The organism is Paenibacillus sp. NPDC057934, assembly GCF_042887565.1.
Taxonomy (GTDB): domain Bacteria; phylum Bacillota; class Bacilli; order Paenibacillales; family Paenibacillaceae; genus Paenibacillus_AQ.
On the sequence record NZ_JBHVPB010000002.1, the window covers coordinates 624,778 to 635,491 of the forward strand.

At 47.9% G+C, this 10,714-nt stretch carries 10 protein-coding genes; 9 read left to right on the forward strand and 1 reads right to left on the reverse strand.

Features of this window, described 5'->3' with window-relative positions:
* The first annotated feature begins 27 nt into the window (after positions 1-27).
* The 7 genes from ACFVRY_RS07435 to ACFVRY_RS07465 all read left to right on the forward strand — a co-directional run bounded on the left by ACFVRY_RS07435 (position 28) and on the right by ACFVRY_RS07465 (position 6,529).
* The gene (locus tag ACFVRY_RS07435; protein ID WP_387498772.1) at positions 28-765 is read left to right on the forward strand and encodes a regulatory protein RecX; all 738 of its coding nucleotides are present in this window, start codon (positions 28-30) and stop codon (positions 763-765) included.
* 302 nt (positions 766-1,067) lie between these two features.
* Positions 1,068-2,609: a ribonuclease Y gene (gene rny, locus ACFVRY_RS07440; protein WP_387498774.1), complete on the forward strand. Its 1,542-nt coding sequence runs from the start codon at positions 1,068-1,070 to the stop codon at positions 2,607-2,609.
* Positions 2,610-2,697: 88 nt separating this feature from the next.
* A complete protein-coding gene (locus tag ACFVRY_RS07445) occupies positions 2,698-3,492 on the forward strand; it encodes a TIGR00282 family metallophosphoesterase (protein ID WP_387498825.1) in 795 nt (264 codons plus the stop codon).
* A gap of 201 nt (positions 3,493-3,693) precedes the next feature.
* Positions 3,694-3,954, forward strand: a complete 261-nt coding sequence (locus ACFVRY_RS07450; RefSeq protein WP_036656334.1) for a stage V sporulation protein S — start codon at positions 3,694-3,696, stop codon at positions 3,952-3,954.
* 167 nt (positions 3,955-4,121) lie between these two features.
* A complete protein-coding gene (locus tag ACFVRY_RS07455) occupies positions 4,122-5,081 on the forward strand; it encodes a dipeptidase (protein WP_387498827.1) in 960 nt (319 codons plus the stop codon).
* 237 nt (positions 5,082-5,318) lie between these two features.
* Positions 5,319-5,891: a phosphate propanoyltransferase gene (pduL, locus tag ACFVRY_RS07460; protein ID WP_066361969.1), complete on the forward strand. Its 573-nt coding sequence runs from the start codon at positions 5,319-5,321 to the stop codon at positions 5,889-5,891.
* 170 nt (positions 5,892-6,061) lie between these two features.
* Positions 6,062-6,529, forward strand: coding sequence for a DUF1801 domain-containing protein (locus ACFVRY_RS07465; protein WP_387498776.1), 468 nt, complete (start codon positions 6,062-6,064; stop codon positions 6,527-6,529).
* A gap of 63 nt (positions 6,530-6,592) precedes the next feature.
* Here the strand turns inward: ACFVRY_RS07465 and dapA are convergent, their stop codons facing one another.
* Positions 6,593-7,486, reverse strand: a complete 894-nt coding sequence (dapA, locus tag ACFVRY_RS07470) for a 4-hydroxy-tetrahydrodipicolinate synthase (protein ID WP_387498778.1) — start codon at positions 7,484-7,486, stop codon at positions 6,593-6,595.
* Between the two features lie 118 nt (positions 7,487-7,604).
* On the opposite strand from dapA, the gene ACFVRY_RS07475 reads away from it, so the two are divergent.
* Together ACFVRY_RS07475 and htpG are read left to right on the forward strand one after the other, a co-directional pair.
* A complete protein-coding gene (locus tag ACFVRY_RS07475) occupies positions 7,605-8,501 on the forward strand; it encodes a LysR family transcriptional regulator (protein WP_387498779.1) in 897 nt (298 codons plus the stop codon).
* A gap of 183 nt (positions 8,502-8,684) precedes the next feature.
* Positions 8,685-10,565 carry a molecular chaperone HtpG gene (htpG, locus tag ACFVRY_RS07480; RefSeq protein WP_387498781.1) on the forward strand — a complete coding sequence of 627 codons (1,881 nt, stop codon included), beginning with the start codon at positions 8,685-8,687 and terminating at the stop codon, positions 10,563-10,565.
* The last annotated feature ends 149 nt before the right edge of the window (positions 10,566-10,714 follow it).

Consider the following 10,714-nt stretch of genomic DNA (forward strand, 5'->3'; position numbering starts at 1 on the left):
GATAATTGCAATGAGGTGACAGGCAACATGGTTATACAACTTGATTCGGAGCCGGAAGAGCAGGAGGAACAGGCGCTATCTGATTTTCCGGATGATGGGGTACTTGAAATCACGCGGGTAGAGCGGCAGAAAAAATCGGATCGTCGCTATATCATTCATTTCGGCCCTTATACCATGACCGTTCATGAAGATGTTATGATTAAATACCGGATGATCACAGGCAATTCTTTTATCAAGGCTGATCTGGAAGAGATTGTAGTTGCAGATGAGCGCCAGCGGGCTTACGTGGAAGGTCTTCGCTATCTGGAACGCAAGCCACGAACCGCACAGGAGATGGCTCGCCGTTTACGGCAGAAGGAAATAGGAGAGACTATTATTGCGGAAGTGGTGCAGCGGCTGCAGGAGGAACGCTTTATTGATGATCCGCTGTACGCCAAACAGTGGGCGGAGCAGCGCCTCACGAACCAGCGCAAGGGTAAGATGTGGATTCGCCAGGAGTTACGAGAGAAGGGGATCGACAAGTCACTGATTGCAGAAGCGCTGGAGAATATCAGCCCAGAGGACGAATTGGCGAGTGCACTCCAGACAGGACGCAAGAAGTGGAATATGATTCGCGGGGAAGTCGTCGACAAAAGGCGCAAGACGGGTGCCTTCCTTATGCGGCGCGGTTTTCCGGGAGAAATGGTGCGCCAGGTGATCAACATCTTGCTCCAAGAAGAGAATGCAGAAGGCGAAGAAGAGGATTCATACTTCATGGATTACTAGACTTGACTTTACTTAAGGGATGAGCTCTCTTGACAATGTCTTTTTATAAATAATAAAATATAACATGAATCGGCAAAAGTAAGAGACCTTTTTCCTTCCCAAAAAGGTGACTCGGTTTGCGGTTCGCATACAACTCATATGATATGTAATCGCCGGATATGGCGGGCAGTGTGCATGTGCAGCATGTGCAGTATGGCAATCGGTGAGGTTACCGGTTTTTTGTATGGTGATGAAACGGATAGTTGAACAACTGCACAAATTCCCAAGGCATACCTTGGAGGAACCAACGAGGAGGTGAACAGATGCCAACTTTGGCCTGGATCATTGTCGTTCTCGTTGTAGCTGCCTTATTCTTTGGGTTCGGTTATTTTATTCGTAAATCCCTTGCAGAAGCTAAAATTTCAAGCGCTGAGAAAGAAGCCGTAGTCATCGTGGAAAACGCGAGAAAAGAGGCAGAAGCGCTGAAGAAGGAAACGGTATTGGAAGCTAAGGACGAAGTCCACAGAATCCGTACCGAGGCTGATAAAGAAACTCGTGAACGTCGGAACGAAATCCAACGACAAGAGAGACGTTTGCTGCAAAAGGAAGAATCGCTGGATAAAAAAATGGAATCGCTCGAGCGAAAAGAAGAACAAGTAGCTAACAAAGAGAAACGAATCGATGAAACCCAACAACAAATTGATGTCATTTACAAAAACCAAGTGACTGAATTGGAACGTATTTCCAATCTAAGCATCGACGATGCAAGAAGTATTATTCTCAGCAATGTAGAGCAGGAAGTTCGCCACGAAACTGCACAAATGATCAAGGAAATTGAACAGCAGGCGAAAGAAGAAGCGGATAAGAAGTCCCGTGAAATCATTACACTCGCTATTCAACGCTGCGCAGCTGATCACGTTGCGGAGACAACCGTATCGGTTGTAACGCTGCCGAATGAAGAGATGAAGGGACGGATTATCGGTCGTGAAGGCCGTAATATCCGGGCACTGGAGACTCTCACCGGTATTGACCTCATTATTGATGATACGCCGGAAGCGGTTATTCTGTCAGGATTTGATCCAATCCGTCGCGAAGTGGCCCGTACGGCACTTGAGAAGCTGGTTGCAGATGGACGTATCCATCCAGCCCGCATTGAAGAGATGGTGGAGAAATCCCGCAAAGAAGTGGACGAACGGATTCGTGAATACGGTGAGCAGGCTACCTTCGAGGTGGGTGTTCACGGCTTGCATCCGGACCTGATCAAGATTCTGGGCCGCTTGAAATTCCGTACAAGCTATGGTCAGAATGTGTTGAAGCACTCCATGGAGGTCGCTTATCTGACAGGACTTATGGCCGGTGAGCTTGGGGAAGACATCGTGCTTGCAAAACGTGCCGGATTGCTCCATGATATCGGCAAAGCGCTGGATCATGAAGTAGAAGGCTCACACGTAGAAATCGGCGTCGAACTGGCGAAGAAGTACAAGGAACATCCGGTAGTTATCAACAGTATTGCGTCTCACCATGGTGACTGTGAAGCCACTTCGGTGATTGCAATGTTGGTTGGTGCAGCTGACGCATTGTCGGCAGCAAGACCTGGCGCTCGTCGGGAAACACTGGAAACGTACATCAAGCGTCTGGAGAAACTTGAAGAAATTTCCGAATCTTTCGAAGGTGTTGAGAAATCGTACGCCATTCAGGCGGGCCGTGAGGTTCGCGTAATGGTACAGCCTGAGAAGATTGACGATGCGGAAGCTTTCCGTCTGGCTCGTGATATTACGAAGATGATCGAGAATGAACTGGACTATCCAGGGCATATCAAAGTCACAGTAATCCGTGAGACACGGGCGGTAGAATACGCTAAATAAGCAAATGAAGAATAGTGGCCCCCAAGCGGGGCCATTTTTCTGTAAATACGATGTTTCAAACTAAGTGCAAATCTAGGAGGAGAGTCATATTAAAGTACTATTTATTGGAGATATCGTCGGCAATACTGGAAGAAAGGCATTGCGTGAAATGCTGCCTTCCCTGAAAAGCAAATACCAGCCCCACATCATTATCGTTAACGGAGAGAATGCTGCTGCTGGCCGCGGAATTACTTCGGCTATCGCGAACGAATTCTTCAACTGGGGTGTCCACGGCATCACGATGGGTAATCATACTTGGGATAATCGCGATATCTTTGAGTTTATTGACGATGAGCCCCGGCTGATTCGTCCGGCGAACTTCCCTCCGGGTACACCGGGTCGTGGATACACGGTAGTAAAGGCTAACGGCAAGCAACTAGCGATTGTGAATTTGCAGGGGCGCACCTTTTTGCCAGCTATCGATTGTCCGTTCCGCACTGGCGACGAGATTGTGGACGAGCTGCGCAGAGAGCACAACTGCATCCTGGTCGATTTCCATGCGGAAGCTACCTCTGAGAAGATTGCCATGGGCTATCATATGGACGGACGCGCGTCGATCGTTGTCGGAACCCATACACATGTACAGAGCAATGATGATGTGATTTTGCCTGGGGGAACGGCCTACTTGACCGATGCTGGCATGGTTGGTTCAAGAGAAGGAATACTGGGTATGGAAAGAGAAGCGGTCCTATATAAGTTCAAAACCCAACTTCCGTCACGCTTCGTCGTAGACGAAGGCAAGTGGCAGTTGCACGGTTTATTTGCAGAGCTGGACGAGGCTACTGGAGCAGCTACCAAGCTGGAGAAGATTCGCATGCGCGAAGGCGATTGGATCATGGATTAAGAGGGACGGTCAAAAAACAAGATGAATCGGGCGAAAGCAACGCTTTAGGATGAAGTGTGATCTTTTTTATATCGAAAAAGAGTATCTTTTGTACCAATTTGAGTAGAAGTAGCACGCAAAAAGAAGGAATTATTTCTTCTCCCGCGAATAACATCTACAGAGTGGAAGAACACCATCATTTTTCCCAGGGGAGGTACTTACATGGATGTATTAAAAGTATCAGCTAAATCCAATCCAAATTCCGTCGCCGGTGCATTAGCAGGTGTTCTTCGTGAACGTGGAACGGCCGAATTGCAGGCAATAGGAGCTGGAGCGCTGAATCAGGCAGTGAAAGCTGTAGCCATCGCCCGGGGATTTGTGGCACCAAGCGGTGTTGATTTGATTTGCATTCCTGCCTTTACCGACATTGTTATTGATGGAGAAGATCGGACGGCGATTAAACTTATTGTTGAACCGAGATAATAGAGATCGATTCGTTTAAAGCCTGTTTACTTTGGTAAACAGGCTTTTTTGCTGCATATGTACAGATAACACTCTGGGTCTCGGCATAGAATCTGAAGGAGGCTCCATCGTCCGGAGAGTGGCGGGTGGCAGCAGAAAGTGAGGGGAATGCTGTGAGGAAAGAGAACATGAAAGTGGCAGATTTCCACTGCGATGTACTGAGTAAAATGCAGCATTTCGGCGATATCGACTTTCGGAAGGATCCGCGGCTGGATGTGACGGCCGAGCGGCTGGCAGCGGGGAGTGTGGATCTGCAATGTTTTGCTATCTATTTGTCGGAGGGCAAGGGAAAGCCGGGGTTTGAGCGGATATTGGGTCAAATCGATCTTTTCCGTGAAAAAGTAGTCGGTTCAGGAGGCTTGCAGTGGCTTCGCTGGAAAGAGGAAGTGCAGAGTCAGGTCCTTGGAGCTTCTAGCGCAGGAATGCTCTCTGTGGAGGGCGTAGACGGTCTGGAGGGCAATCTGTTCTATGCCCAGCTTTGCTTTGAGCTAGGGGTGCGATTTCTGGGGGTCACCTGGAATTATGCCAACTGGGCGGCAGATGGGGTACTTGAGCGACGAAATGGAGGATTCACGGAAAAAGGTAGGAAGCTGGTGGAGTGGTGCAACCATAGCGGAATGCTGTTGGACGTATCGCATCTCTCGCCATCGGGCTTCTGGGAGCTTGCAGAGATAAGCGATCGACCGTTTGTTGCCTCTCATTCTAATGCGGCGGCGATATGTGGACATCCACGCAATCTGGTTGATGAACAGATAAAAGCGCTGATTGCTATGGATGGAAGAATGGGACTGACCTTTTTTCCGTGGTTTGTAGAAGGTGGGGGGAAGGCTGGACGAGAAGACCTGCTGAAGCATATTGAACATGTATGCAGCCTTGGCGGGGAACGGATTCTGATGTTTGGCTCGGATTTTGACGGAATTGACACCTGGGTAGAGGGGCTGGAGCATCCGGGAAAATACCCGGAATTTGCGGAGCTGCTGCTCCGGCATTATCCTGAAGAGCTTGTAAGCGGGTGGCTGTACGGGAACGCTATGACTTTTTTGGGAGAGAATTTGCCTTCGAAAGGGAGCAAGCATAGTCCTGCTTAGAAGATTACAGGTCTGAAACACGGAATGGAATCAAGACGCGGGCCAAACGCACAGGTTGTTCATATCAAGATTCACTCCTTGATTACAGTGTTCAATGAGTAATTATTATGCCTCTATGTGTCGAATACAAGAAATTATCTTAAAAAGTGACAAGGCTCCTTTAGGTTTTGGGTATTTAGTTGTATAATGTTCTGTGGCTTGTACAGATACTAGAGAAAATTCAAGGAGTGACTTACAATGAGCAAGACTGTACCCGTAGGTGTGTCGGCTAGACATATTCACCTTACGCAAGAGCACGTGGAGGCTTTGTTTGGCCCAGGCTACCAATTGACTGAGTTCAAACCCCTCTCCCAACCCGGCCAATTCGCTGCGAATGAAACTGTAGCGGTAATCGGCACCAAAGGCAAATTTGACAAAGTAAGAATTCTTGGACCAGCTCGTCCGGCTTCCCAATTGGAAGTATCCCGTACCGATGCATTCGCGCTTGGCGTGAAGGCTCCAGTCCGTGAATCCGGCAATATCGAAGGCACACCGGGCATTACCCTGAAAGGCCCTGCTGGTGAAGTGGAATTGGAAACCGGCGTTATTGTGGCAGCTCGCCATATTCATTTTCATACTTCCGACGCTGAAGCTTGGGGCATTGCTGACAAGCAACTGCTGAAAGTTCGCCTTGGCGGCGAACGCGGTCTCGTACTGGAGAACGTAATTGCGCGTGTATCTGACAGCTTTGCACTGGATATGCATATTGATACGGACGAAGCCAATGCAGCAGGTGCCAACAATGGCGATACTGCTGAAATTGTCGACTAGTCTTAATACGTATACAGTTTGAAGAAGCGGGGGAGCGATCCTCCGCTTTTTTGTGCGCTTTTTACGCAAACATGAACTTGCACAATCTGTCGTTATTTTTAGTTTGGTACAGGGTTTGGTATGATAGAGCGAATGGCCAACAATTGAAGTAAGTGAATGGAGGGTACATAATGAAGTATGAAGCTAGCAGTCCGGAGGACTATATTCATCAACTGCCAGAGGAGCGAAAGCAAGCGATGGAGGCGCTGAGAAAGACGGTATCCGATAATCTGCCGGAAGGCTTCCAAGAGACCATGGCCTATGACATGATCGGTTATGTCGTCCCACACAGCATCTATCCATCTGGTTATCATGTGAAGCCGGAGGAGCCTCTCCCATTTATCAGCTTAGCATCCCAGAAGAACTTTATCGCTTTTTATCATATGGGCATATATATCTTCCCCGAGGTGTTGACCTGGTTTCAGGAAGAGTATCCGAAGCATGTCCAGACCAAACTTGATATGGGAAAAAGCTGTATACGCTTCAAAAATCCAGCGGTCATTCCTTACAATCTGCTCGCAGAGCTATGCCGCAAGATTACACTGACAGATTATCTACAAAAATATGAAGATGGATTACGTACGCTTAAGAAAAAATAAAGGCTGCCTTCAGCCGTCAGAAACGGAGCGGGCAGCCTTTCAATATGGATGATTGCGTAACCGTTACAACCCGGATACTAGTGCTCCGGCCTGGTACGCACGAAGTTCTTCCTGCAGCCCGGTGCTGATAGACATCAGTGGCAGGCGAAGGGTATCGGAACCAATGACTCCAGTATGGCTAAGCAGCCATTTGATCGGAGCGGGGTTGGATTCTTTGAACAGTAGAGAGATCAGTGAAGTCTGGCGCTCGAAGGCCGCTTTGGCCTGCTCGAGTTGTCCGGAAGCAAAATATTCGTAGATCTCGATGAATTCTGCCGGACGTACATTCGCCGAAGCCAGCATGCCGCCAGCAGCGCCGCGTCCCAGCATATCCAAGAAATGCTGATCATCGCCGCACAGAATGGGCTTGGATCCGTATTTGGACAGCTCGGTGACCAGCAGTGGCGAACCTGAGCAGTCTTTCAGACCGACAACATTGTCCATCTCCAGAATCGTTCGTGCTGTATCGACAGTCATGCCAACACCGGTTCGTCCGGGGATATCATAGGCCATGATAGGTATGCCAACCTCTGCTGCCTTGCGGAAATGCTCAATAATGCCTTGCTGTGAGGGACGGCTGTAATAAGGAACTACAACGAGTGCGGCATCTGCGCCCAAGGACGCTGCCAACTCTGTACGTTTTACAGTGGAGGCGGTATCATTCGTTCCAGTACCGACCATGAGTGGTATAGAGGATTGCTTTAAAAGTTCACGGGATGCATTGACCAGGAGTTGAAATTCTTCCACGGTAACCGTCGGCGATTCGCCAGTGGTTCCGTTTACAACCAGACCCTGAATATTATGCTTAATGATGTTGTTCACATAATGCTCATACGAATCCAGATCAACTTCACCGGCTGTATTGAACGGAGTGACCACGGGGACATATACTCCAAAAACCTGTTGTTCTGTAAGCATGATTATCGGCCTCCAACATTTTAGTTGCTGTAAGATTACTTTACCATGGAATAATTCATCGGTGTTATCTATAATAAATGATATGGATCATCATTATTATTGATGTTAGGGTGAGATTATGGATTTGACTTACTTGAGAACATTCCGTGAAGTGGCTAAACGCCAGAGCTTTACCCGTGCTGCTGAAGAGCTAGGTTATGCCCAGTCCAGCGTTACGATGCAGATTCAGAAAATCGAGAAGGAGTATGGTGTCCCGCTCATGGAGAGACATGGACGCCAGCTGCGCTTGACCCCTCCGGGGGAGGAACTGCTGAAGCTCTTTGTGGAAATGCTGGACTTATATGATCGTTCCAAAGAAACGATTGCTCAGCAGATTGGCGGGACACTGACGATCGGAACGATAGATTCCCTGGCCGCGTTTTATTTGCCTCCTTTTCTTCAGCAGCTGCGGACCCGGTTTCCGGGATTGAACATCCACCTGCAAACACAGCAGGAGGCCAATCTGGTCAATAAAATAAAGGACGGGGAAGTCGATATTGGGTTGATGCTGGACCGCAGCACGGCAGATTCCTTCCTGAACCGCACGATTATTCGGGAGGAGCCGCTAGTACTAATCGCTCCCGTTGGTCATCCACTGGCCGCACTGGACAGCGTTAAGCTCAAGCATCTGAATAATTGTGAATTCATTGTCTCGGAGGAAAGCTGTATTTACCGGAGTCTGTTCGAGAATTTACTCAAGGAACACGGCATTGTGTTCCGTATAGGCTTTGAGCTGTCCAACCTGGAGGCGATCAAGCGCTGTGTCATGAACGGGCTGGGCATTGCGCTGCTGCCGCGAATTGTGGCCCAAGAGGAGATCGAGCGGGGCTATCTCGCCGAGCTGAATTTTAACCACCCTGAGATTCATTTTGATTTGCAATTGCTAATCCATCCTAAGAAATGGAAGTCCCAGCCGCTTCAATCACTGATTCAGATGCTAATGCAAGATGCAGGAACGGAAGTAAATGGTTTGTGACAGTTATGCCATAGAGCATGTTAGTGAAACACGTATGGAAATCTAGTAATTATGCAGTAATATATTGACATCTAAAATTATTATATGGTATATAAAAAGGAGTGTTAGCACTCACTGGAGTGGAGTGCTAATCATTTTGTTATTTTGACCAGATGTTTATCTTGAAAGGAGATCAATTAATTCATGGCCAAAAAAAAGTTTAAAGCCGAATCCAAGCGCCTGCTGGAGATGATGATCAACTCCATCTATACGCAGCGGGAGATTTTTCTCAGAGAGCTGATCTCGAATGCCAGCGATGCTATTGATAAAATCTATTACAAAGCATTAGCTGACGACTCGCTCGTCTTCAATAAAGAAGATTATTATATTAAAGTGACTGCTGATAAGGCAAACAGAACGCTGACCCTTACGGATACAGGGATCGGGATGACTGCGGAGGAATTGGAGAACAACCTTGGCGTTATCGCTAAGAGTGGCTCCCTGGCCTTCAAGGAAGAGAATGAGGCGAAGGACGGCCATAACATTATCGGTCAGTTCGGGGTCGGTTTCTATTCGGCCTTTATGGTTGCAGACGATGTAACGGTTATCAGTAAGGCGCTGGGCAGCAGTGAAGCGTTCAAATGGGAGTCCAAAGGCGCTGATGGCTATACCATCGAACCGGCTGAGAAAGATAGTGTGGGTACTGAGATCACTCTGAAGATCAAGGAAAACACCGAAGAAGATCAATATGATGAATACCTGGAAGAGTATCGCCTGAAGTCTATCATCAAGAAATACTCTGACTTCATCCGCTTCCCAATCAAGATGGATATTACCACCAGCCAGCCTAAGGCTGACAGCGAGAACGAGTTCGAGGAAATCTCCGAAGAACAAACCGTGAACAGCATGGTTCCGATCTGGCGGAAGAATAAGAACGAGCTGACCGACGAGGATTATAATAATTTCTATGCCGAGAAGCGCTACGGTTTCGACCAGCCGCTGAAGCATATCCACATCAGCGCCGACGGTGCGGTGGTCTATAACGCGATTCTGTTTATCCCGGAGAATACGCCGTTTGACTACTATACGAAGGAATATGAGAAGGGCCTGGAGCTGTACTCCAACGGCGTTCTGATCATGGACAAATGTAGCGACTTGCTGCCGGATTACTTCAGCTTTGTCAAAGGGATGGTAGATTCCGAGGATCTGTCTCTGAACATTTCCCGTGAGCTGCTCCAGCATGACCGCCAGCTGACTTTGATTGCCAAGAACATTAAGAACAAGATCAAGAGCCAACTGCAAAGCTTGCTCAAGGATGAAAGAGAGAAATACGATCAGTTCTACAGTGCCTTTGGCAGACAGCTCAAATTCGGCGTATACAATGATTATGGCATGCACAAAGACACGCTGCAGGACCTGCTAATGTTCTATTCTTCCACAGAGAAGAAGCTGGTTACACTGGACGAATATGTAGCCAGAATGCCAGAAGATCAGAAGTACATCTATTATGCCGCAGGTGAATCTGTAGAGCGCATCGAAAAGCTGCCGCAGACTGAACTGGTAGCTGATAAAGGGTATGAAATTCTCTACTTTACCGATGACATCGATGAATTTGCGATTAAGATGATCACTTCTTATAAGGAAAAAGAATTCAGATCCGTTTCCAGCGGCGATCTTGGCATCGAGGCTGACGCTGCCGACAAGCCTACGGATGCTGAAGAGAATGAGAACAAAGAGCTATTCGAAGCGATGAAAGGCATTCTGTCCGGCAAGGTTAAGGATGTCAAAGCTTCCAAACGCCTTAAAACTCATCCAGTCTGTCTATCCACTGAAGGTGAGCTGACCATCGAAATGGAGAAAATCCTGAAATCCATGCCGAATGGCCAGGAAGTGCAAGCGGACAAGGTACTGGAGATCAACATCAACCATGAAGTGTTCCAGTCCCTGAAGACTGCTTCGGACAATGATAAAGAGAAGCTGAGTCTGTACACGAACCTGCTGTACAACCAAGCGCTGCTGATCGAAGGCTTGCAGGTAGGCGACCCTGTGCAGTTCACGAACGATATTTGCAAAATCATGGTGTAATTGGTGTAGCCAATTAACACCTCTATAAAGAGTAAATAACCCGTCACTGGTGTATGAAGTGCACCCCTTAGAATAGACATTGGATTAAACCCCTGGTTTAACCGATGAAATTCTAGGGGGTGCATTTTTATGCCAGCGGTTAAGGGACA